Source organism: Micromonospora sp. NPDC003241, from assembly GCF_053589795.1.
In genome coordinates this window covers 60,709-82,679 of the sequence record NZ_JBSFSO010000026.1, presented here as the reverse complement: position 1 = coordinate 82,679, position 21,971 = coordinate 60,709, and the positions used below count along the sequence as shown (strand labels likewise).

Here is a 21,971-nt window from a genome sequence, read left to right as displayed (position 1 = left end):
CGGGGCCCGCATCCGACCCCGTGTCAGCCGGGCACCGGAGGAGGCGGACCGCGGGTGGCCGGGTGCCCATCCGCCGGAGCAGGCCTGTGACGACTCGCCGTACTACCCCCGGTGCCGACCAGAGCCCGGCCTCGACTGCCACGACTCGCCGCACCACCCGTAGCCGCCGGACCGCGGCGGCCGGGTCGGCGGACACCAGGGAGCCCCGACCAGCGGGCCAATCCTTCGTCCTGGACACCTCCGTGCTGCTCAGCGACCCGGCGGCGTTCCACCGCTTCGCCGAGCACGAGGTGGTGCTGCCGCTGGTGGTGATCTCCGAGTTGGAGGGCAAACGACACCATCCCGAGCTGGGCTGGTTCGCTCGACAGTCGCTGCGCACGCTGGACGAGTTGCGGGTACGCCACGGCCGGTTGGACCGGCCGGTGCCCGCCAACGACGTCGGCGGCACGCTGCGGGTGGAGCTGAACCACACCGACGACGGGGTGTTGCCGCCCGGATTCCGCAACGAGTCCAACGACGCCCGGATCCTGTCCGTCGCGTTGAACCTCGCCGCCGAGGGGCGGGAGGTGACGCTGGTCAGCAAGGACATGCCGTTGCGGGTCAAGGCCGCCTCGGTCGGCCTGCGGGCCGACGAGTACCGGCACGGTCAGGCGAGCGACCCGACCTGGACCGGGATGGCGGAGCTGGAGCTGGGCGAGGAGGACATCTCCCGGCTCTACGGCGGCGAGACCATCGACGTGGACGACGCGGCCGGCCTGCCCTGCCACACCGGTCTGGTGCTGCACTCCGCCCGGGGCTCGGCGCTCGCCCGGGTGCTGCCGGACAAGACCGTACGGCTGGTGCGCGGCGACCGTGAGGCGTTCGGGGTGCACGGGCGCTCGGCGGAGCAGCGGATCGCGCTCGACCTGTTGCTCGACGAGTCGATCGGCATCGTCTCGCTCGGGGGCCGGGCCGGCACCGGCAAGTCCGCCCTGGCGCTCTGCGCGGGGCTGGAGGCGGTGATGGAGCGCCGCCGGCACAAGAAGGTGGTCGTGTTCCGTCCGCTGTACGCCGTCGGCGGCCAGGAACTGGGCTACCTGCCCGGTTCGGAGTCGGAGAAGATGTCGCCCTGGGCGCAGGCGGTCTTCGACACGCTCGGCGCGGTGATCCACGAGAACGTCCTGGAGGAGGTCACCTCCCGGGGGCTGCTCGAGGTGCTGCCGCTGACCCACATCCGGGGCCGGAGCCTGCACGACGCGTTCGTCATCGTGGACGAGGCGCAGTCGTTGGAGCGGGGGGTCCTGTTGACCGTGCTGTCCCGGATCGGCCAGGGCTCGCGGGTGGTGCTGACCCACGACGTCGCGCAGCGGGACAACCTGCGCGTCGGCCGTCACGACGGCGTCACCGCCGTCATCGAGGCGCTCAAGGGCCATCACCTGTTCGCGCACGTCACGCTCAGCCGTTCGGAGCGATCTCCGATCGCCGCGATGGTGACCGACCTACTGGAGGATGTCCCCCAATGACGCCCGTTTAGGGCGTTTTCAGGCTGCAATATCCCGTGACCCATGTCACAATCGAGGCTGGCGGTTTCCCATCAGCCTCACCGTGCGCGATGGTGTCCAGCGGGCGCCCACGCACCTGACGCATCGTTGGTGATCGTTCGTCACCCCACGAGGGGGTCGACCGATTCGCCGGGAAGCGGACGGGGTGCGTCTTCGGCCACCGGCCTCACCGGTGGCGGGCGCTCGCGGCACGCCTCGGCCCGGAACGGCCGTGGTCATGCCGCGTCCCTGACCCCGACGAAGGGATCACCACGTGAGTCGGCCATGGAGCCGGTTCACCGCCCGCGCCACAGCCGTCGCGCTGCTGAGCATGGGCGTGGCCGGCGGTTTCTACCTCAGCGAGGACCGCCAGTCTCAGCGCCAGGGCCCAGGCGCGCAGGTGGCCGGGAGCGTCACCGAGATCGACGTCGAGTACCGGCAGGAGCCGCAGCAGGTCTCCCGCCAGGTACGCGCCGCTCGGGAGCAGGCCACCGAGACCAGGAAGCGGGCCCGTGCCGCCGCCGAGAAGGCCCGCAAGGCCGAAGAGGCGGCGCGCAAGAAGGCCGAGGAGGAGCGGAAGGCCCGAGAAGAGGCCGCCGCGGCGCGTGCCGCCCGGCCCTACGACGGCCCGATCCCCGCCTCCTGCGCGGAGTACGGCGGCAACCGCAAGATCGGTTGCGCCATGATGATCGACGCAGGCTTCAAGATCGACCAGTTCCCCTGCCTCGACAAGCTGTGGAACAAGGAGAGCGGCTGGAACCACAAGGCCCGCAACCCCTCCTCCGGCGCCTACGGCATCCCGCAGGCGTACCCGGGCAACAAGATGGCCTCGGTCGGCGCCGACTGGCAGACCAACCCGGCCACCCAGATCACCTGGGGGCTCGGCTACATCAAGGGCCGGTACAGCAACCCCTGCGGCGCCTGGGCGAAGTCGCAGAGTTCGGGCTACTACTGAGTCCCACCTGAGCACGTCGACGGCGGCGGTACGCGGCACTCGCGTACCGCCGCCGTCGTCTCGGTGGTCGGCGAAAAGTGGCGGCCGTCCGCGATTGCTGATAGCTCTTGACGGGTGACCCTGCAGCCCGGAAGCGGCGACCCCCACCGGTTCGGCACCGATGCGTTCTACGCCTCCATCGGCCGAGCCTTCGTCGCCATGTGCGCGGTGGTGCCGGTCCTCTTCCTGATCGAGGGCCTCGACCAGTGGCTGGGCGCCGGCTTCGACGCCGCCGCCGGCATCATTCCGCAGCGCATCGACGGGCTGGACGGCGTCTTCTTCTCACCGTTCCTGCACCACGGCTTCGACCACCTCTACAGCAACAGCATCCCGCTGATCCTGCTCGGCACCTTCGTGCTGGCCGCGGGCGCCCGGCGGTTCCTCTGGTCGACCCTGGTGATCGTGCTGGTCAGCGGATTGGGTGTGTGGTTCACCGGCTCGCCCAACACGATCGTGGTCGGCGCCAGCGGCGTCATCTTCGGCTACCTCGGCATCCTGCTGACCCGGGGCATCTTCGAGCGGAGCTGGTGGAACTTCGCCGTCTTCCTGCTGGTCGGTCTGCTCTACGGCGGCCAGTTGGTCGGCGTCCTGCCCACCGACGAGCGGATCTCCTGGCAGGGGCACCTGTTCGGGCTGCTCGGCGGCATCGTGGCCGCGATCATCTTCCGGCGTCGCCGGACCGACCTCGACGGGCCGTACCGCTCAGAGTCCCCGATGACGATGCCCTGACCTCGGTGTCCCCGCGCCGCCGGGCTCGGGCGGTGGCGCCGATCCGCCCACCGAGCGCGGCGATCACCACCGCGACCAGGGTGAGCGCCGCGCCGAGGACCGTGTTCGTGGTCGAGTGGGTGTCGGCGGACGGCAGCAGCACGTCCAGCAGCACCGCGCCGACGATCTGGCCGGCGACGGTGGCCAGGCCGAGCAGCAGCACGCCGGTGAAGCGGACCACCGCCGCCGCCACCGCGATGAAGGTCACCCCGATCGGCCCGCCCAGATAGAGCCACGGCTCGGCGGGCAGGCCACCGGCGGGTACGCCGCGCACGACGAGGCTGACCGCGAAGACGGCCGACAGGGCCGCCGTGCCGACGACGAAGTTGACCAGCGTGGCCGTCACCGTGCTCCCGGTCGCCTCGCGGACCCGTCCGTTCACCGCCTGCTGCCAGGCCACCCCGAAGCCGGCCAGCAGCGGCAGCAGGGCCAGACCGAGAGCGGCCGGCTCGGCCAGCCGGTCACCGACGGCCAGCAGCACCGCCGCCACGGTGAGTACCGCACCGGCGAGCCGGGGGAGCGTCACCGGCTGCCGCCCGCTCGGACCGACCCCGGCCCGGTCCACGGCCAGACTGCTGCCGGACTGGCCGGCCACCACCGCCACGGTGAACACGGCGACGCCGAGCGCACCGACCGTGGCGCCCTGGGTGAAGACGAGGAAGGCCCCGCAGACGCCGCCGAGGCACTGCCAGACCCGCAGCCTGCCGGTGCCGAGCGCGGCGCGCAGCGCGGCCAGGCCCCGGCGTCCGTTCGCGGTCGCGAACCCGAGAACCACCAGCACCGCCAGCCCCAGGCCGAACGAGACCAGCGCGGCGGCGATCCCGTCGTCGAGGCGTACGCCCAACTCGCCGTTGATCCGTGACTGGACGGCAACGGCGACCCCGGCGACGGCACCCAGCGCCACCGCGCCGGTCCGCCGACCGGCCGACACCGTCGGCCCGGTCGCCGTCGTGCCCAGACTCAATCCTGCTCGTCCAGCGGGCGACCGTCGAAGTCCACCGCCGAGTAGAGCGCCAGCTTCTCCAACTTGTGGAACGAGTCGATCACCCGGATCGTGCCGCTCTTGGAGCGCATCACGATCGACTGCGTGTACGCCCCACCCGAGCGGTAGCGCACACCCTTCAGCAGGTCACCGGAGGTGACACCGGTCGCCACGAAGAAGCAGTTGTCCCCGGTGACCAGGTCGTCGGTGGTGAGCACCCGGTCCAGGTCGTGCCCGGCGGCGAGCGCCTTCTCCCGCTCGGCGTCGTCCCGCGGCCAGAGCTTGGCCTGCATCATCCCGCCCATGCACTTGAGCGCGCAGGCGGCGGTGATCCCCTCCGGGGTGCCGCCGATGCCCATCAGCACGTCGACGTCGGACTCGCCCCGGGCGGCGGCGATGGCACCGGCGATGTCGCCGTCGGAGATGAACCGGATACCCGCCCCGATCCGCCGGATCTCCTCCACCAGCCCGTCGTGCCGGGACCGGTCGAGCACACAGACCGTCACCTCGTCCACCCCGGTGCCCTTGACCTTGGCGATGCGGCGCAGGTTGTCGGCGACCCCGGCGTTGATGTCCACCACGTCCGCGTACGCCGGGCCGACCGCGAGCTTCTCCATGTAGAACACGGCGCTCGGGTCGAACATCGCGCCCCGTTCGGCGACCGCCAGCACCGCGAGCGCGTTCGGCATGCCCTTGCTCATCAGCGTGGTGCCGTCGATCGGGTCGACCGCGACGTCCACCTCCGGACCGGTGCCGTCACCGACCTCCTCGCCGTTGAAGAGCATCGGGGCGTTGTCCTTCTCGCCCTCGCCGATCACCACGACACCCTTCATCGGGATCGAGTTGATCAGCTTGCGCATGGCGTCGACGGCGGCGCCGTCACCGCCCTCCTTGTCGCCCCGGCCGACCCAGCGACCGGCGGCCATCGCTGCGGCCTCGGTCACCCGGACCAGGTCGAGGGCGATGTTGCGGTCGAGGTTCTGTGGGGTACGCGTCCTGGTGGTCGTCATGTTCGGCTCCTCCTCGCGGCGGTGCGGGGTCGACCGGGCCGGGTGCTACCGGCCTTGTTCCTGATCCTCACACGATGGCGGACCCGCGACCGGGGCGGGGCGGTGATGGGCCGGATACCGCCGGTCGGGCGGCTGCGAGAATGGCCGGGTGGAACCCGCACAGCCTGCCGACCGCGTACCCGCAGACCAGCCGTCGACGGCCGAGCAGCCGTCCGTCGACCGGGCCGCCGGACCGGACGTAGCCGAGGAGCGGCCGGAGCCGTCGCGGACCGCCGGGGAACCCCCGGCGGCCGAGGCCGCACCCGGCCGATCCGAGCGCCGGCCCCGGGACATGGCCATCTCGCTGCTGGTGCTGCTGGTCCCGATCGCCCTGCTGATCGCCTTCTCCCGGGGTTTCCTCGGCGGGGACGAGCCGAGCACGGTCGACCCGACGCCCACCTTCGAGCAGGCGCGCTCGGCCGCCGTCTTCCCGGTGACCCAGCCGGCCGGGCTGCCCGACGGCTGGAAGACGGTACGCGCGACGTACCGGACCACCGAGGAGGGCGCGACCCTGCGGGTGGGCTATCTCACTCCCGAGGGTCGGGGTCTGCAACTCGTGCAGAGCAACGTGCCGCCGGAGCGGCTGCTGCCCACCGAGCTGACCGAGGAGGGCCGGCCGCAGGGACAGGCCGACCTCGGCTCCGGCACCTGGCAGCGGTACACCGGGCGGGGCAACGAGCAGGCGTTGGTGCTGCTCGAACCGGAGCGGACCGTGATCGTGGTCGGTGACGCCCGGGACAACGAACTGCGCGAGATGGCCACCGCCGTCGATTGAGCGGGCTTCGTGGTGATTGCGAGTGGCGTCGGCAGGGAACAGGAAAGGGGAGCCACCGGCGCGGGAAGCGTCGGGTGACCCGCTGGGAGACACCGATGACCATTCGCAGACTGAGCGCCGGTCTCATGGCCGCCGCCTTGCTCACGCCTGGAGTCGCCGCCTGCACCACCTCCGGCGACACCGCACCCGCCACCGGCGCCGCCACACCGTCCGCCACCGGCTCCGGCGCGCCCGCCGCCGACTCCGAGGCCAAGCAGGCGCTGCTGGACTCGACCAAGGAGATCAGCAACGGCAACTTCCGGTTCACCATGTCCGGCGTCGGATCGGTCGCCGAGGGCCAGGTGCACCAGCCGAGCCAGAGCGCCGAGATCCGGGTACGCCTCGGCGAGCCGACCGACGACCTGGCGATCAGCCTCGACCTGATCCACGCCAAGCCGGACAGCTGGGTCAAGGTGGACCTGAAGGGAAGCGCGGCGACCAGCGTGCCCGGCCTCGACCGGCTGAACCTCGGCAAGTTCCAGCACCTCGACCAGAACCGGATCCAGGGTGACCGCAACCTCGGCTTCGACTTCGACAAGGTCGACCCGGCCGGGAGCGCCGCCCTCACCCAGGCGGTCACCGAGGTGCAGCGCACCGGCGACGGCAACTTCACCGGCACCATCGACGCCTCGAAGGCCGCCGAGGCCGGCTCGCTGGACCAGGGCGTGATCACCGCGCTCGGCCCGGAGGCCAACGCGGTGCCGTTCACCGCCACCACCGACGCGCAGGGCCGACTCACCGAACTGGTGCTGCGGATGCCGCCGACGGGGGCGGCCGCCGGCCAGGAGATCAAGATGACGTACAGCGACTACGGCAACGCGACCGCCGCGCAGAAGCCCCCGGCCGACCAGGTCGTCGAGGCGCCGCCGGAGTTGTACAACCTGTTCAGGTAAGCGGTCTCTTTGCACCGACGACGACACGCGGCGGGAGCCTGGAGGCTCCCGCCGCGCCGTGTCCGGGGTACTTCCAGGCGTCAGGTCGTCGACTCCTGGCGGGCGGCGTCGATCCGGGCCCGTGCGCCGTCGAGGCGGCGCTGGCAGATCACCGCCAACGCCTCGCCGCGCTCCCACAGGGCCAGCGACTCCTCCAACGACGTCCCACCGGCCTCCAGCCGCTCCACCACCGACGCCAGTTCGGCGCGAGCCTGTTCGTAGCTGAGCCGCTCGTCCGACCCGTCGGTCTTCTCGTCAGTCATGCTTCCCTCTCCACAGGGCCGAGACGGTCAGGGGTTCACGGTGGCCGACAGTTCGCCGTCGGCGACGCGTACGCGCAGCGCGTCACCGGGCGTCACCTCGGCGGCGGCGCGCACCACGTGGCCGTCGGCGCGTTGCACGATGGCGTACCCCCGGTCCAGGGTGGCGGCCGGGGAGAGCGCGCGCAGCCGGGCCAAGGTGTGCCGCAGGTCGTCGTCGGCAGCGGCGATGCGGTGGTCCAGGCAGCGCGTGGCCCGTTGCCGCAGAGCTGCCAGGTCACCGGCTCGCTGCTCCACCATCACCTCCGGGCGGGCCAGCGCCGGCCGGGAGCGCAGGGCCTCGATCCGGTGCGACTCGCGGTCGACCAGGTGGTGCACCGCGCGCCGTAGCCGGTGCCGGGCCTGGCCGATCAGGCGCACCTCCTCGGCCAGGTCGGGCACCACCCGCTTGGCCGCGTCGGTGGGGGTCGACGCGCGGACGTCGGCCACGTAGTCGACCAGCGGCGCGTCCGTCTCGTGGCCGATCGCGCTGACCACCGGCGTACGGCAGGCGAACACCGCCCGGCACAGGGCCTCGTCGGAGAAGGGCAGCAGGTCCTCGATGCCGCCACCGCCGCGGGCCAGGATGATCACGTCGATGCTCGGGTCGCCGTCCAGCACCTTGAGCGCGTCGACGATCTGCGGCACGGCGCCGGCACCCTGGACGGCCACGTTCACCGTCCGGAACTCCACCGCCGGCCAGCGGCGACGGGCGTTGGTCAGCACGTCCCGCTCGGCGGCGCTGGCCCGGCCGGTGATCAGCCCGATCCGCTGCGGCAGGAACGGCGGGCGGCGCTTGCGGGCCCGGTCGAACAGCCCCTCGGCGGCGAGCAGCTTCTTGAGCTTCTCCAGCCGCGCCAGCAGCTCGCCGAGACCGACCTGCCGGATCTCGTCGGCTCGCAGGCTCAGCGTGCCCCGGGCGGCGTAGAACTCCGGCTTGGCGTGCAGCACGACGCGGGCGCCCTCGCGCAGCTCCGGCGCACCGGTGTCGAGCACGTCCCGGTTGGTGGTGACGGTCAGACTCAGGTCGGCCGACGGGTCACGCAGCGTGAGGAACACGGTGCTGGCGCCGGGCCGCCGGCTGATCTGCGCCACCTGCCCGTCCACCCAGACCCAGCCCAGGCGCGCCACCCAGGCGCCGATCTTCTGGCTGACCACCCGCACCGGCCACGGCTCGTCCGCCGTGCTGGCCCCTGTGCCGGCAGCCGTCCCGCTCCCGGTCGCCGTCCCACCCGTACTCACCCGCCCACCCTAAGCCCACCCACCGACCGCCTCGCTGATCACGACCGGGGCGGCGGCCGACGGGGTCGGCGGCGGGGCGCGCGCGGTGCCGGGTGCGCGGGCGGCACGTACGATGGGGGTGTGACTGAGGGCGAGAGGACTTCCGGGACCGGTAAGCGCGTGCTGCTCGCGAAGCCCCGTGGATACTGCGCGGGCGTCGACCGGGCGGTGCAGACCGTCGAGGAGGCGCTCAAGCTCTACGGTGCCCCGATCTATGTCCGCAAGGAGATCGTGCACAACAAGCACGTGGTGCGGACGCTGGAGGCACAGGGCGCGATCTTCGTCGAGGAGAACGAAGAGGTTCCCGAGGGGTCCACCGTCATCTTCTCCGCGCACGGCGTGGCGCCCGAGGTCTACGAGCAGGCGAAGGAGCGGTCGCTCAAGGCGATCGACGCGACCTGCCCGCTGGTGACCAAGGTGCACCACGAGGCCAAGCGGTTCGCCGCCGAGGACTACGACATCCTGCTCATCGGCCACGAGGGCCACGAGGAGGTCATCGGCACCTCCGGCGAGGCCCCCGACCACATCCAGTTGGTGGACGGGCCCGAGGACGCCGACCGGGTCACCGTGCGCGACCCGAGCAAGGTCGTCTGGCTGTCACAGACCACGCTCTCGGTCGACGAGACCCTGGAGACCGTGGCCCGGCTCAAGAAGCGGCTACCGCTGCTCCAGTCCCCGCCCAGCGACGACATCTGCTACGCCACCAGCAACCGGCAGCACGTGGTCAAGGAGATCGCGGCCGAGTGTGACGTGGTGCTCGTGGTCGGGTCGCGCAACTCCTCCAACTCGGTACGGCTGGTCGAGGTGGCCCTGGACGCCGGTGCCCGCGCCGGACACCTGGTCGACTTCGCCCACGAGATCGACGACGCCTGGCTGGCCGACGCCCGGACGGTGGGCCTCACCTCCGGCGCGAGCGTGCCGGAGGAACTCGTGCAGCAGGTGTTGACGCACCTCGCCGAGCGCGGCTTCGCCGACGTGGAGGAGGTGGTGACCGCCAACGAGCGCCTCACCTTCTCGCTCCCACAGGAGCTCAAGCGCGACATGAAGGCCGCTGCGGCGGCCCAGAGTTGATCCGTCGGCCCGCGCCGATGGAACGGCTGACCTCCCGGACACGTCAGACCGGCATGAGGACCCTTCGGATCGCCGTCACCGCGCTGATCGTCTGCACGGCGCTCGTCGCCTGCGGTGGTCAGGACGCCGGGGACGGCCCCACCGCCCCCACCCCGACGGGAGCGTCACCCGTGACCGAGCTGCCGACCCCGGATCCGACCGGCCCCGTGCCCCCGCCCTCCGACCCGGTGGACCCGACGGCTCCGGCCAGTCCGCCGCCCGCCGGCAAGACCCGGGGCGTGCCGACCCCGCCCCCGACCACGGGCGAGATGACGCTCACCGGCCGGGTCGAGGCCGGCGTGGAGCCCGGCTGCCTGCTCCTCGACGGCTACCTGCTGCTGGGTGGGCCTCGTGACGTGCTCACCTCCGGTGCCGCGGTGACGGTGACCGGCCGACCCGACCCGGGTCTGATGACGACGTGCCAGCAGGGCACCCCGTTCCAGGTCGCCACCGCCAAACGCGCCTGACCTCACCCACCCTCACCCCCCACCCACCCTCACCGACACCACGGCACCCGTCGCCACGCGGCGACGGGTGCCGTGGTGCGCGCGTCGATCATGGACTTGTGGCGGCGGAAAAAGGTGCACATCGCCCCTAAGTGCTTGCCAGAACTCCATGATCGGCGAAGTCCTCGTCGTGACGGAGCCCTCGCCGCCTCGGCGGTCGGTCGGGCAAGGCGGAAGCCCGCCTCCGGATGGACCGGAGACGGGCTTCCTGGTGGTGCGATGGTGGTGGTGTCAGTTCACCGCGCCGACGGAGACCGCGCCCCGACCGACGATCGCGCCTTCGGTGGTCACCACGGCCAGCTCACCGTAGAGCGCCCGACCCGCGGACGGGGCGGACTGGGCGGTCACCGAGCCCGAGAGGCTGCCGGTGGCGCCGTTGGCCAGGGTGAGCGTGCCGCCCGACGCGGTCAGCGTGCCGAGCGACGGGGACGAGAACGAGTCCCGGTAGTCGTACTCGGTGCTGCCACCGGCACCGTCCACCGCGTACGCGTCCACGACGACCCGGTAGGTGCCCGCGACCGGGTTGGTCAGGGTCACCGCCTCCTCCGAGTCACCGTCGGCCTGCTGCCCGACCAGGGTGGTGCCCCGGTAGACGAACAGGTCCAGGTCGGCACTGGCGTTGGACGGGTTGCCGATGCGGGCGGTGAAGCTGGTGACGCCCGCCGGCACCTCGACGGTGAACTCCTGCTTGGCCAGCTCGGCGATGGTCGGCCGCTCGGTGTGCACGCTGGACAGCGGGCCACCCTGGCCGGTCACCGAGACCGGGCCGAAGGTGTTCTTCAGCGACCAGGTCACCGGGGTCGGGACACCGGCGGTGACCGCCGGCAGCTCGACCACGGCCGGCTCGACCGCGACGCCCTGCACCCGTGCCTGGAGCTGGTACGGGTTGTTCAGGGCCGGCGAGGTCCGCCGCGACTCCACCTCGATCTCCCAGACACCCGGCAGCGGGTTCTGGTAGTCACGCTCGAACGCGTTGCAGACGACCGTGCTGACGAAGTTGGTGTAGCAGGCCAGGCTGGAGGTGCTCTCCACCGGGACGCCGTACGGGTTGAAGGCGATGAAGCGGGTCTGCGACCCGGTGGCGATGCCGGAGAGGTTCACCTGCAACGCCCCGGCACCCGGCGGCACCGTCACGAAGTACGACGTGGTGCTGTTGCGCTCCACGGTGCCCCGCGCCGAGTAGGCGAAGGCGGGCTTGCTGACGTCGTTCGAGGCCACCACGACGGCGGAGAACTCGAAGTCGATCGTGTTGGTGCGCGGGTCGTCGACCGTGACGATCGTGCCGTGCGCCCCGGCGGTCTTCGGCTTCGCGGTGACCGTGATGGTGACGGTCGTGTTCAGCGGCAGCGTGACGTTCTTCGGCGCCGAGAAGGTGCCGTTGTTGCCGCGCAGGCCGATGTTGTGCTTCACGTTGCCGGTCGGGCCGCTGGTCCGGGTCAGCTTGACCTGGTAAGACTTCGACTGGTTGACCTTGTGCCCGCCGTTGGCGGAGTCACACCGGTTGTAGACGCCGGTGCCGCTGTTCGGCGTGGCGAGCTGGCCGGCGAGCACCGTGCAGACCGGAGCCTCGGCGGTGTAGTCGTTCGGCTCGCTGCTCTTGCGCAGCAGCTTCCAGGCACCCGGCACGTCGAACATGCCATAGCCCTGACCGAAGGTGGCGGTGTTCGCGATCGGCTTGGCCGAGCTGTAGATCGCCCGGCGCAGCGCGGCCGGGGTCACGCCCTGGTCGGTGGCCTTGGCGGCCGAGAGCAGCAGCGCGGCACCACCGGCGGCCTGCGGAGAGGCCATCGACGTACCGTTGGACATGCCGTAGCCCGACGGGAGCGGGTAGCCGGCCTCGGCGACCGGGTTGCCCGCCTGCCAGACCGGGGTGGTGGAGATGGCCGAGCCCGGCGCGGCGATGTTCGGCTTGGCGCCACCGTCCTCACGCGGGCCGCGCGAGGAGAAGTTGAACAGCGCGTTCTTCTGCTTGACCACCGAACCGTAGTTGGCCAGCCAGGTGTCCTTGCTGATGCTGGCCGCGACGCTGACCACGTTGGTGGAGGCGGACGGGTCACCGATGGTGTTCACACCCGGGCCGGAGTTGCCGGCCGAGATGAACATCTGCACACCGTAGGTGGTGATCAGGTTGTTGTAGAGGACGGCGCGGGCGTTGTTGCCGTCGTTGAGCGCCGGCAGGCCGCCGATCGACATGTTGATGACGTCGACGCCCCGGTTGATCACCAGGTCGGCCATGCCGGTGGTGAGCGCCGCGTACGTGCAGCCGCCGCCCCAGGAGCAGGCGCGCGAGGAGACGACCTTGGCGCCGGGGGCGGCGCCGTTGAACGCCTTGTTGCCCAGCATGCCGTACGCGGCGGTGATGCCGGCGACGTGCGTGCCGTGCGAGCCCTCGACGATGCCGATGTTGACGTAGTCGACCAGGCCGGGGCCGCCGAGCGGAGTGGTGTCGACGTTCTTGCGGTACTCGACCACGAACGCCATCCGCTCGGTGATCGGAGTCGCCGGGTTGTCGGTGCCGAAGTGGTTGACGTCGAACTTCTCCTTGTACGGCCGCATCAGGGCCTCGTCGGTGAAGTCGCCGTCCTGGTCGGTGTCCACCCAGATGTTGTTGGTCACCGGGTCGAAGAGGATGCCGAACTGGTCGGTGGTGTCGCCGTCGCGGTTGACGTCACCGCCCGGCTCGCTGTTCGCGGTGATGTTCTCGCTGAACAGGTTGAACCGGTAGGTCCCGGCCGGCGCGGTCCAGGTGCGACCGGCGACGGTGAACGTCGGCCCGGTGACCTGCGTGATCATCGGCCGCCAGGTGGGGTCCTCGAACGGGTCGGTGGCGGTGACCCAGTCGACGATCTTGCGCTCGCCGGTGGTGGTCTTCTGCAGCGCCGGGTGGTCCAGGTCCACACCGGAGTCCATCACGCCGATGGTGACGCCGCGCCCGTCCCACTTGGGGTTCTGCTTGATGAACTTGGCCGCACCGATCTCGCCGGTCGGCATGTAGGGGTTGTCGGCGGGCGTCTTGGCGCCGGGGCCGCTGAGCGTGGTGCCCTGCTTCTCGGCCTTCTTGGCGCCCGGGACGACCTCCGGCTTCGGGTCGGGGAGCTGGATCTTCTCGTCCAGGTCGACCGCGGCGACGCCGGGCAGCGTGGCGGCCGTGACCGCCTTGCCGGTCGGCACCTTCGCCAGCACGTAGCCGATGGTGTCGTAGCGCTCGGTGACCGCAGCGCCGAGGTCCTTGAGGTCGTCCGCGACGTCCTTCGCCTTGCCCTTCTCGGTGGCGACGATCATCGTGACGGTGGGGGCTTTCTTGGCCTCTGCCTCGGAGAGCAGCTTGGCGTCGTGCTCGCCGAGCGCCTCGGCGGGGGTGGCCTGCGCGGCGTCGGGACCGGCAGGGGCGGCGCTCGCGGTGGCGGTACCGCCGACCACGGTCACGGCGCCCGCCGCCATGACCGAGGCGAAGAGCGCGGCGGAGGTACGCCGGCTCAGGATTCGGGGTTTACTCACGTTCTCTTTCCTCCAGAGAACAGGGCGCCCTCAGATGCAGGGCACGCGTGAGGCGAATCCTTCGTGGTGCCGACCATCGATGTCACTACCGGCAGGTACGTTGTGACCATCTCGTGATACGCGAGACGCGCAATGTCACATCGAAGGTGGTAAGGGTCTGATTAGTCCGGCCGAATTCGACCATCCGTTGTGGAAACACCATCGACCAGTTCCGGCGCCTGTGGCTGGCGGGGCGCGATCTCGACCTGGTTCGGCACCGCCAGCTCCTGGTCGGAAACGCCCAGTTCGGCCAGCTTGCGCGCGCTGACCAGCACCCGCGCCTCAAGCGAACCCACCGCCCGGTTGTACGCGGTCACCGCGCCGCCCAGCGACGCGCCGAGCTTGCCGACGTGGTCGCCGAGCGTGGACAACCGTCCGTACAGCTCCCGGGCCAGCGTGTGGACCGCCAGGGCGTTGCGGGCGAGTTGCTCCTGCCGCCACGACCAGGCCACCGTACGCAGCAGCGCGACCAGGGTGGCCGGCGTGGCCAGCACGACGTTGCGGGTGAACGCGTGCTCCAGCAACGTCGGATCGCGCTGCAACGCCACGTCCAGGAACGGGTCGGCCGGTACGAAGAGGACCACGAACTCCGGGGTGGACTCGAAGGCCGTCCAGTACGACTTGGCGGCCAACGCGTCCACGTGCCCCCGCAGGTGCTTGGCGTGCAGGTCGAGGTGGGTGTCCCGCCCCCGCTCGTCGCGCGCCTCCATCGCGGTCAGGTACGCGTCGAACGGTGCCTTCGCGTCCACCACCACACTGCGTCCCCCGTGCAACCGGACCACCAGGTCGGGGCGGACGGTCTGCTGGTCGGTGGCGGCGGTGACCTGCTCGGAGAAGTCGCAGTGTTCCAGCATCCCGGCGGCCTCCACGATCCGCCGCAACTGGTGCTCGCCCCACCGGCCGCGTACCTGGGGCGCGCGCAGCGCCGCCACCAACTGCTTGGTCTCGGTACGCAGCTCACCCGAGACCGTGCTCATCGAGCGCACCTGTTCGCGCAACTCCGCGTACGCGTCGACGCGGTCCCGCTCCAACTCGGCCACCCGCTGCTCGTAGCGGCGCAACGTGTCGTGCAGCGGCGCCACCGCCCGGGCCACCGCCTCCTGGGACTGGGCCGTCGCCTCGTAGCTCAACGCCCGCATCGACTGCTCCAGCCGCCCCTCGCCCTCACGGGTGGCGCGCAGGGTGGCGTCCAGCCGGGCGATCTCGGTCGCCGAGCGGGCCCGCGCGGCGTACCAGCCCACCGCACCCCCGGCACCGAGACACACGACGACGACCGCCAGAGTCGAGAGCTCCATCCTGACGAGCTTGCCAAAGATGAGCGCTTCGCGCCTCGACCGGTGCCGCGTGCCGCGTCCGACCTCGTCAGGAGGTGGGTCGCTGGCAGATGGTGGGTACGTTGGAGTGGTGGAACTTCTGCTGGTCGTACTCCTGGTCGCGGGTCTCGTCGGCGCGTTCGTCTGGTGGCGGCGGGAACGCGCCGCGCGCGACGCCCGGAGCCTCGCCGATGTCCAAGCCGACGCCCGACGCTGGTACGAACGCCTCGGTGGGCAGGTGATGACGCTCAGCGGCGACGATCCGGCGGTCCGTCAGGCGCTGGCCGACGCCGCCGAGCGGTACCACGCGGCCGGTTCGCAGCTGGAGCAGGCCCGGAGCATCACGCAGTACCGGCTGGCCCGGGAGACCGCGGTGGAGGGGCTGACCTACATCCGGGCGGCCCGGACGGCGCTCGGCATCGACCCCGGGCCACCCCTGCCGGCGCTGGCCGCCGCCAGTGGCGCCGGTGAGCTGACCGTGCCGCGCCAGGTGCAGGTGCAGGGCCAGACGTTCAAGGCCGGGCCGCAGCCGGGCCGGGACACGCCGTACTACTACCCGGGCGGGCGGATGCAGGGCCGGCCGGTGCCGGCCGGCTGGTACTCCACCCCCTGGTGGAAGACGGCGCTGGGTGCCGGGGTCGGCGTGCTCGGCGGCATGCTGATCGCCGACGCGCTCTTCTCGCCCTCGTTCGGCGACCCCGGCTACGACGCCGGTGCGGCAGCGGGCCTGGACGACCAGGGCGGCGACTTCGGCGGCGACGGCGGCGACCTCGGCGGCGGTGACTACGGCGGTGGTGATTTCGGTGGCGGTGATTTCGGTGGCGGCGACTTTGGTGGCGGTGATTTCGGCGGCGGCGACTTCTGACGTCGCGTTCTGACGTCCCGGCAGCGCCCGCAGATGTGTCGCGGCAGTGCCCGCAGATGTTAGGAAGGGTCCCCTCCTATACGCCAGGCGTTAGGAGGGGACCCTTCCTTGCAGTGGTTCCCGACCTCGCCGCGATCAGCCGGTGTTGCGCATGCCGGCGGCGATGCCGTTGACGGTGGTGAGCAGCGCGCGCTCCAGAGCCGTACCGTCGCTCGGGGCCCGTCGGCCGCCCGGTGCGGTGGCCACCGCCCGACCGGCGGCACCGGAGTCGCGGTACTGCCGCAGCAGCGCCACCTGGAGGTGGTGCAACGGTTCCAGGTAGGTGTCGCGGACCGCCAGGGTGCGTTGCAGCACGGGGGAGTTCTCCAGCAGGTCCGGCGAGTCGGTGACCGCCAGCACCTCCCGCCGGGTCAACTCGTACTCCTCCTCGATCGTGGCGAAGATCGGGTGCAGCTTCTTCGGCACGAGGGTCTCCACGTACCGACGGGCGATGCCGAGGTCGGTCTTGGTCAGCATCATCTCCACGTTCGACAGGAACGTGCGGAAGAAGTGCCAGTTGCGGTTCATCTCGGACAGCACGTCGGCCAGCCCGGCCTCGCGGGCGGCGGCCAGGCCGGAGCCCACCCCGAACCAGCCGGGCACGATCTGCCGCGTCTGGGTCCAGCCGAACACCCACGGGATGGCCCGCAGCCCGCCGAGGCCGGCGCCGGTGTTCGGGCGCTTCGCCGGTCGGGAGCCGATGTTCAACGCGCCGAGCAGCTCGGTCGGGGTGGACGCCCAGAAGTACTCCGGCAGGTCCGGGTTCTCCACCAGCGACCGGTACGACCGGAACGCCGACTCGGACACCACGTCCATCGCCGCGTCCCAGCGCTCCAGCATCTCGGCCGGCTGCCGGGGCGCGGTGTGCAGCAGGGTCGCCTGGAGCACCGCGGCCACGGTCAGCTCCAGGTTCTCCCGGGCCAGCGCGGGCAACGTGTACTTGTCGGAGATGACCTCACCCTGCTCGGTCACCTTGATCGCGCCGTCGAGCGTGCCGTACGGCTGGGCCAGGACCGCGTCGTGCGTCGGCCCGCCGCCGCGTCCCACCGTGCCACCGCGGCCGTGGAACAGCCGCAGGTGCACCCCGTGCCGGGCGGCCACGTCCCGCAGCGCCCGCTGCGCCCGGTGGATGGACCACTGGCTGGTGGTGATGCCGGCCTCCTTGTTGGAGTCGGAGTAGCCCAGCATCACCTCCTGCACGTCGCCCCGAGCGGCCACCAGCGCCCGGTACGCGGGCAGCGACAGCAGCTCGTCGAGGAGCTCGCCGCCGGAGTTCAGCTCGGCCGGGGTCTCCAACAGCGGCACGAACCCGATCCGCGCCCGTCCGCTGTGCACGTCCACCAGACCGGCCTCGCGGGCGAGGACCACCGCGGCGAGTACGTCGTCCACGCCGAGCGTCATCGAGATGATGTACGACTCGATGACCTCGGTGCCGAACCGGTCCTGCGCCTCGCGGATGGCGCCGAACACGTCGAACGTCTTGCGCGCCGAATCGGTCAACGGGGTGTCGGCGGCGGAGAGCGGCCGACGACCGGTCAACTCGTCGGCGAGCAGCTTGGTGCGCTCCAGCCGGGTCAGCGCCGGGTAGTCCTCGACCTCGCCGACCGCCCGGTAGAGCTGGATCAGCACCTCGTGGTGCTTCTCGGCGTGCTCCCGGACGTCCATCGTCGCCAGGTGCAGGCCGAACGCGGAGACGGTACGGATGGTCGAGGCGAGCCGGCCCACGGCCGTGAGCTGCCCGGAGTTGCGGGCCAGCGAGGCGCGCAGCAGGTCCAGGTCGGCGATCAGCTCGGCGGAACCCCGGTAGTCGCGACCCGGCACGTGCGGCGTGCCCTGGCGCAACCGGGCCCGCGTGTTGGCCAGCTTGGCGCGGACGCAGCGGGCCTTGAGACGGTACGGCTCCTCGGCGTTGACCCGACGGAACCGGGGTGCCACCTCGGGCAGCGCGTCCAGGTCGGCGGCGAGGCTGGCCGAGAGGTCCAGCGACACGTTGCGCAGCCGGCGGGAGACGGAGACCTCGTTGATCAGCTCCTCCATCGCCGCCTCGGTGGCGGTCAGCCCGTGCTCGTGCTGGATGGCCAGCACCTCACGGGTCACCGTCGGGGTGACGAAGGGATTGCCGTCGCGGTCGCCGCCGATCCAGGTGCCGAAGGTCAGCGGTCGGGCGGTCGGCGAGGTCTCCACACCGAGGGCGCGCAGCGTCTCGGCGAGGTCGTCGAGCACCTGCGGGGCCGCCTCGGCGTACAGGTCGCGCAGGTAGTAGATGGCGTTGCGGGCCTCGTCGGTCGGGTCCGGCCGGTCCAGCCGCAGCTCGTCGGTCTGCCACATCAGGTCGAGCAGCTCGGCCAGCCGACGGTTCGCGGGGCCCTCGTCACTGGCCCCGTAGAGGATCGCGTTGGAGGTCTCGGTGTCCAACTCGTCGGCGATGGCGCGCAGCTTGGACAGGATCGAGCGACGGGCCGCCTCGGTCGGGTGGGCGGTGAAGACCGGGCGTACCGCCAGCCGACGGGCGACCGACGCGATCTCCTCGGCGGGTACCCCGCGCTCGGCGATCATCTTGGCCGCCTGGTCCAGCCAGCCGCCCTGCACGGCGCGGCGACGCCGCAGGTCCCGGGCCCGGTGCACCTGCTCGGTGATGTTGGCCAGGTGGAAGTAGGTGGAGAAGGCGCGCGCCAGTTTCGTGCCGGTGGTCACGTCGAGCCCGCCCAACCGCCGGGCGGCGGCGGGGGCGTCGGTACGTACCTGGGCGCGGATCTCCTCGACGAGGTCGAGCAGGGGGCGGCCCTCCTGGCGGGCCAGGGTCTGCCCGAGCAGGGTGCCCAGCCGGCGGATGTCGGCGCGCAGGGCGGCGTCGGGGCCGTCGTGATCGTGCTGGTCGGTCACCGTGCGCTCCTTACGTGAGTACGAAGGACAGCGCTGTCCGACTCCCCCGATCGTATCCGCGCGCACCCGGTTGTAAGGAGGGGCCCCTTGTTATCGCCTTTTGCATAGGAGGGGTCCCCTCCTTTCACCCGGGGGTCGGGCTGAGGGACGTCCGCGCTGGTGGCGGCCCATGCAGCGGGCAGATCCGGGGCTGAGCGTGCCCACCTGCGGTGATCAAGGCCACGCCGACCGTGGGGCGGTACCGTCGGCCCATGCCGTCGTTGCGCTACCCACCGAAGCCCCGACCGGGGGACCGGGTCGCGGTCGTCTCGCCCTCCGCCGGGCTGCCGGGCCTCTTCCCGCAGGTGTACGAGTTGGGCCTGCGCCGACTGCGCGAGGAGTACGGCCTGGAGCCGGTGGAGTACCCGACCACCCGCGTGATGGGTGCCGACCCGCGCGACCGGGCCCGCGACCTGACCGACGCCTTCGCCGACCCGACGATCACCGCCGTGCTGGCCACCATCGGCGGCGACGACCAGATCACCGTCACTCCGCACCTCGACGACGACGTGCTGCGCGCCAACCCGAAGCCCTACTTCGGCTACTCGGACAACACCAACCTCCTCAACCACCTGCACCGGTTGGGGATCGTGAGCTATCACGGCGGGTCGGTGCTGGTGCACCTCGGTCGCCCCGGCGCGCTGCACCCGATGACCGCCGACTCGCTGCGCGCGGCGTTGTTCGACTCCGACTGGTACGACTTGGCCCCGGCGCCGGAGTGGGGCGACGAACCGGCCGACTGGAACGACCCGGACTGCCTGGCGGCGGCCCCGGTGATGTTCGCCGGTGCGGGCTGGCGCTGGCAGGGGCCGGCGACGGTGGTGACCGGCCGCACCTGGGGCGGCAACCTGGAGGTGCTGCAGTGGCTGCTCGCCGCCGACCGGGTCGCCCCGGTGGAGTCGCTGCGCGGGTCGGTCCTCCTGATCGAGACCTCGGAGGAGTTGCCGCCCGCCGTCGAGGTCTATCGCATGCTGCGCAGCCTCGGCGAGCGCGGCCTGCTCGCCGATCTTCCCGCCGCGCTGGTCGGCCGCGCCAAGGCGTGGAACTTCGACCGCCGGCTCACCCCCGACGAGAAGGCCGGCTACGCCCGGGAGCAGCGGGCCGCGGTGACCCGGGCGTTCGCCGAGTACGCCCCCGACGCGGTGCTGGTCTTCGACGTCGATCTCGGCCACACCGATCCGCAGTTGATCGTCCCGTACGGCGGGGAGGTCCGGGTCGACGCGGTAGACCGCCGCATCTCGGTGCGCTACTGACGGTCCCTGCCCGGGGCGGCGGCCGAACCGCCACCCCGGGGTCGCTCAGGTGAGCTGGCAGCGACCGGCGCTGTAGTGGGCGACGGCCGCCAGGATCTCCGCCTCCGGCTTGTCGGCGAAGTTGAGGGTGGCGACCAGGCCGGAGCCGTACAGGATGTTCAACGGTGCGCTGTCGAACGCCGTGTAGCCGCCGAGGTTCGGCATCGTCGCCGGGTTGTGCGGCTTGACCACCAGCATCTTCTCCAGGCTCCACCGGCGGCGGGAGATCTGCGCGACGACCTCCCACGGCAGCCAGATCGCCTGACCACGGGTGGGCCGGCTGCGGATCCAGAGCCCCTCGTGGCTCAGCGCGAGCACCGGCCCGCCGGAGCCGATCAACCAGAGCTGGAGGCCGACCGGCAGGGCGATCAGGACGAGCAGGCAGCCCAGCACGGTCACCAGGCCGAGGCCGGCGGCGCCGCGCCCCTCGGCGTCCATGCCGCCGAGGACGGCGAAGCCGACACAGCAGGCGATCGGGCCGAGGGCGGCCAGCAGGACGCCGCCGATGACCAGACCACGCTTGACGAGGTTGGGGCGTACGACGAAGGGCTGGTCCTCGGGGATCCGCTTGACGACGGGAGTCGCGGGCGGGCCCGGCGGCCAGCCGGGTTGTCCGCCGTACGACGGCTGCGCGGGTTGTCCGCCGTGCGGCGGTTGGGCGGGCTGTCCGCCGTAGGGCGGTTGGGGCGGGTGGCCGGGGGGAGGGTAGGTCACGGTTCTCCGGTCTCAGTCGATTCGGGCGTAGGCGCGGACGGGGAAGGTACCCATCCCGGCGACCTTCGGCGGGGCGGCGGTGAATCGGAAGCCGTCGGGCGGGAGTCGATCGAGTCCGGTCAGGTGCTCCACGATCGGCACTCCGGCGGCCAGCAGGGTGCTGTGCGCGGGACGCGTACCGCCCGCCGCCGGGCTCATGTCGTCGATGTTGATCGAGTCGATGCCGACCAGGGCGACACCGGCATCGACGAGCGCCTGAGCGCCGTCACCGGTCAGGTAGGGCGCCTCCGGTGCGGCGTACCGGTCGGTGCCGAAGTGTGCGTCCCAGCCGGTGTGCAGCAGCACGGCCTTCCCGGCGACGTCGTACGGCGCCAGCAGCAGGCGGTCCACCGCACGGGTGCCGGCGGGCAGGCGCACCACGAGCGCGGGCAGGTCGGCCAGGCGGTCCAGGCCGACGCCGGTGAGGTCGCTGCCGTCGGCGTACCGGTGGGCGGGGGTGTCCAGGTACGTCCCGGTGTTGGCGATCATGTCGATCCGCCCGACCTGGAACTCGGTGCCCGGTGCGTAGTTCCTCCGGGACTCCTCCCGGGTCAGCCACTCGGTGATCCGGGGCGCCGGCCAGCCGGGCAGCGTGGTCATCCCGTCGGTGACCACGTGACTCAGCTCGACGAACCGGCGACCGCCACTGGGGGCGGTGGCCGCGACGCCGCGACCGCCCTTGTGCGGCTCCTCGACGATCGTCGTGGCGGTGATCCGTACCTCGGCCACCATCAGCAGCCCGAGGTGCCGGACGAACAGCGCCGCCAGGTCCTCGTCGGTGATGCTCCGGCCGGGGATGTCCAGCCGGAAGCCCTCGGTGCGCAGACCGCCGCCGTTGGCGAAGGTGACGTCCGCGTCGAACTGTGCGCGAAACTCCCCGTTCATGCCGGGCAGCCGACCACAGCGCTCGGCGGCCGTCAAGATCCTGCTGGCGGCCCCGACCGCACGCGCGGACCGGCAGGCCGCAAGCGTGCCCGGAGCGCGGACGTCGTGGA

The 21,971-nt window shown here is 71.8% G+C and carries 18 protein-coding genes; 9 read left to right on the top strand and 9 right to left on the bottom strand.

From position 1 onward, the window contains the following. The first annotated feature begins 86 nt into the window (after nucleotides 1-86). From ACWDVW_RS20555 to ACWDVW_RS20545, 3 genes are all read left to right on the top strand, one after another. Complete coding sequence (locus tag ACWDVW_RS20555; RefSeq protein ID WP_449951212.1) at nucleotides 87-1,502, top strand: PhoH family protein; 1,416 nt, start codon at nucleotides 87-89, stop codon at nucleotides 1,500-1,502. 292 nt (nucleotides 1,503-1,794) lie between these two features. Further along, nucleotides 1,795-2,475 (top strand): aggregation-promoting factor C-terminal-like domain-containing protein, encoded by a 681-nt coding sequence (locus ACWDVW_RS20550; RefSeq protein WP_396740641.1) that lies wholly within the window; start codon nucleotides 1,795-1,797, stop codon nucleotides 2,473-2,475. Nucleotides 2,476-2,589: 114 nt separating this feature from the next. After that, nucleotides 2,590-3,243: a rhomboid family intramembrane serine protease gene (locus tag ACWDVW_RS20545; protein ID WP_131053575.1), complete on the top strand. Its 654-nt coding sequence runs from the start codon at nucleotides 2,590-2,592 to the stop codon at nucleotides 3,241-3,243. Here ACWDVW_RS20545 and ACWDVW_RS20540 read toward each other — a convergent pair. Both ACWDVW_RS20540 and glpX read right to left on the bottom strand, forming a co-directional pair. Beyond that, nucleotides 3,173-4,213: a DMT family transporter gene (locus ACWDVW_RS20540; RefSeq protein WP_449951250.1), complete on the bottom strand. Its 1,041-nt coding sequence runs from the start codon at nucleotides 4,211-4,213 to the stop codon at nucleotides 3,173-3,175. The two genes, ACWDVW_RS20545 and ACWDVW_RS20540, sit on opposite strands and share 71 nt — an antisense overlap. 29 nt (nucleotides 4,214-4,242) lie before the next feature. Further along, nucleotides 4,243-5,274 (bottom strand): class II fructose-bisphosphatase, encoded by a 1,032-nt coding sequence (glpX, locus tag ACWDVW_RS20535; RefSeq protein ID WP_449951208.1) that lies wholly within the window; start codon nucleotides 5,272-5,274, stop codon nucleotides 4,243-4,245. Nucleotides 5,275-5,422: 148 nt separating this feature from the next. On the opposite strand from glpX, the gene ACWDVW_RS20530 reads away from it, so the two are divergent. After that, a complete protein-coding gene (locus ACWDVW_RS20530) occupies nucleotides 5,423-6,088 on the top strand; it encodes a DUF4245 domain-containing protein (protein WP_449951205.1) in 666 nt (221 codons plus the stop codon). A gap of 95 nt (nucleotides 6,089-6,183) precedes the next feature. Then, nucleotides 6,184-7,020: a hypothetical protein gene (locus tag ACWDVW_RS20525; RefSeq protein ID WP_449951202.1), complete on the top strand. Its 837-nt coding sequence runs from the start codon at nucleotides 6,184-6,186 to the stop codon at nucleotides 7,018-7,020. 80 nt (nucleotides 7,021-7,100) lie between these two features. On the opposite strand, the gene ACWDVW_RS20520 is transcribed toward ACWDVW_RS20525, so the two are convergent. Together ACWDVW_RS20520 and xseA are read right to left on the bottom strand one after the other, a co-directional pair. After that, on the bottom strand, nucleotides 7,101-7,322 hold the full coding sequence (locus tag ACWDVW_RS20520) for an exodeoxyribonuclease VII small subunit (RefSeq protein WP_396740635.1): 222 nt from the start codon (nucleotides 7,320-7,322) through the stop codon (nucleotides 7,101-7,103). A 27-nt stretch (nucleotides 7,323-7,349) separates the two neighbouring features. After that, complete coding sequence (gene xseA, locus ACWDVW_RS20515; RefSeq protein ID WP_449951200.1) at nucleotides 7,350-8,600, bottom strand: exodeoxyribonuclease VII large subunit; 1,251 nt, start codon at nucleotides 8,598-8,600, stop codon at nucleotides 7,350-7,352. Between the two features lie 120 nt (nucleotides 8,601-8,720). Between xseA and ACWDVW_RS20510 the strand changes: the two genes are divergently transcribed. Together ACWDVW_RS20510 and ACWDVW_RS20505 are read left to right on the top strand one after the other, a co-directional pair. Beyond that, entirely contained in the window at nucleotides 8,721-9,710 is a 990-nt protein-coding gene (locus ACWDVW_RS20510) for a 4-hydroxy-3-methylbut-2-enyl diphosphate reductase (RefSeq protein ID WP_449951198.1), read from the top strand. 53 nt (nucleotides 9,711-9,763) lie between these two features. After that, nucleotides 9,764-10,216, top strand: a complete 453-nt coding sequence (locus tag ACWDVW_RS20505) for a hypothetical protein (protein ID WP_449951195.1) — start codon at nucleotides 9,764-9,766, stop codon at nucleotides 10,214-10,216. Nucleotides 10,217-10,486: 270 nt separating this feature from the next. Here ACWDVW_RS20505 and ACWDVW_RS20500 read toward each other — a convergent pair whose 3' ends face one another. Together ACWDVW_RS20500 and ACWDVW_RS20495 are read right to left on the bottom strand one after the other, a co-directional pair. Continuing rightward, entirely contained in the window at nucleotides 10,487-13,753 is a 3,267-nt protein-coding gene (locus ACWDVW_RS20500) for a S8 family serine peptidase (protein WP_449951193.1), read from the bottom strand. 161 nt (nucleotides 13,754-13,914) lie between these two features. Then, nucleotides 13,915-15,087, bottom strand: coding sequence for a DNA recombination protein RmuC (locus ACWDVW_RS20495; RefSeq protein ID WP_449951190.1), 1,173 nt, complete (start codon nucleotides 15,085-15,087; stop codon nucleotides 13,915-13,917). A 109-nt stretch (nucleotides 15,088-15,196) separates the two neighbouring features. Between ACWDVW_RS20495 and ACWDVW_RS20490 the strand changes: the two genes are divergently transcribed. Beyond that, complete coding sequence (locus ACWDVW_RS20490; protein WP_449951187.1) at nucleotides 15,197-15,970, top strand: hypothetical protein; 774 nt, start codon at nucleotides 15,197-15,199, stop codon at nucleotides 15,968-15,970. Between the two features lie 135 nt (nucleotides 15,971-16,105). Here ACWDVW_RS20490 and ppc read toward each other — a convergent pair whose 3' ends face one another. Next, complete coding sequence (gene ppc / locus ACWDVW_RS20485) at nucleotides 16,106-18,892, bottom strand: phosphoenolpyruvate carboxylase (RefSeq protein ID WP_449951185.1); 2,787 nt, start codon at nucleotides 18,890-18,892, stop codon at nucleotides 16,106-16,108. Nucleotides 18,893-19,143: 251 nt separating this feature from the next. Here ppc and ACWDVW_RS20480 point away from each other — a divergent pair, with 251 nt between their 5' ends. Continuing rightward, nucleotides 19,144-20,184: a S66 family peptidase gene (locus ACWDVW_RS20480; RefSeq protein ID WP_449951183.1), complete on the top strand. Its 1,041-nt coding sequence runs from the start codon at nucleotides 19,144-19,146 to the stop codon at nucleotides 20,182-20,184. Nucleotides 20,185-20,229: 45 nt separating this feature from the next. Here ACWDVW_RS20480 and ACWDVW_RS20475 read toward each other — a convergent pair whose 3' ends face one another. Then, nucleotides 20,230-20,937 (bottom strand): hypothetical protein, encoded by a 708-nt coding sequence (locus ACWDVW_RS20475; RefSeq protein ID WP_449951180.1) that lies wholly within the window; start codon nucleotides 20,935-20,937, stop codon nucleotides 20,230-20,232. A 12-nt stretch (nucleotides 20,938-20,949) separates the two neighbouring features. Further along, entirely contained in the window at nucleotides 20,950-21,861 is a 912-nt protein-coding gene (locus ACWDVW_RS20470; RefSeq protein ID WP_449951178.1) for a cyclase family protein, read from the bottom strand. Between the last annotated feature and the right edge of the window lie 110 nt (nucleotides 21,862-21,971).